At 73.7% G+C, this 927-nt stretch carries 1 protein-coding gene; it reads left to right on the top strand.

The annotated features are described in order from the left end of the window. Positions 1-514: sorbosone dehydrogenase family protein (locus K6I34_RS37475; protein ID WP_229332471.1), on the top strand; the 514-nt coding region annotated here is incomplete at its 5' end. Between the last annotated feature and the right edge of the window lie 413 nt (positions 515-927).

The following is a 927-nucleotide window of genomic DNA, read 5'->3' as shown; positions in this document are numbered from 1 at the left end:
CCGCATGACCCCGGACGGCCGCCCCGCCCCCGGCAACCCCCGGGCCGACTCGGTCGTCTACTCCCTGGGCCACCGCAACGTACAGGGCCTCGCCTGGGACCCGGACAAACGCCTGTGGGCATCGGAATTCGGCCAGGACACATGGGACGAGCTCAACCTCATCGAGCCCGGCGCCAACTACGGCTGGCCCGAGACCGAGGGCCGCGCCGGCCGCCCCGGCTTCCGCGACCCTGTCCTCCAGTGGAAACCCTCCGAAGCCTCCCCGAGCGGCCTCGCCTACGCGAAGGGCTCCTTGTGGATGGCCGCCCTCCGGGGCGAGCGCCTGTGGCGCATCCCCCTGCGCGGCGCTTCCGCCGCGGCCGCACCACAGGCATTTCTGACCGGGGAGTACGGGAGGCTGCGGACGGTTGTGGCGACGGATGACGGGAGTTTGTGGCTGACCACGAGCAACACGGACGGGAGGGGGCGTCCGGGGGGTGACGACGACCGCTTGCTGCGGCTGGATGTGACCTGAGGGTCACCCCCACCGGGGCTTCGCCCCGGACCCCCGCGCCTACTGGGGTGCGTCTTGCGCTCCGCGCGCGGGTGCGCCCCCGGTGGGGGCTTGTCGCGCAGTTCCCCGCACCCCTAAAAGCCGCCCACGAGCTCGGTCGCCCCTGCTCGTCCGGCGAGTGCGGGTCGGTGGGGACTTCTCGCGCAGTTCCCCGCGCCCCTAAAAGCCGCCCACGAGCTCGGTCGCCCCTGCTCGTCCGGCGGCTGCGGGTCGTCGCTGGTTGCTCGCGCCGTTCCCCGCGCCCCTGAAAAGCCGCCCACGAGCTCGGTCGCCCCTGCTCGTCCGGCGGCTGCGGGTCGTCGCTGGTTGCTCGCGCCGTTCCCCGCGCCCCTGAAAAGCCGCCCACGAGCTCGGTCGCCCCTGCTCGTCCGGCG

This window comes from Streptomyces sp. UNOC14_S4 (assembly GCF_020740835.1).
Taxonomy (GTDB): domain Bacteria; phylum Actinomycetota; class Actinomycetes; order Streptomycetales; family Streptomycetaceae; genus Streptomyces.
The sequence above is the reverse complement of the archived record's forward strand: the minus strand, read 5'-3'. Positions and strand labels throughout refer to the sequence as shown.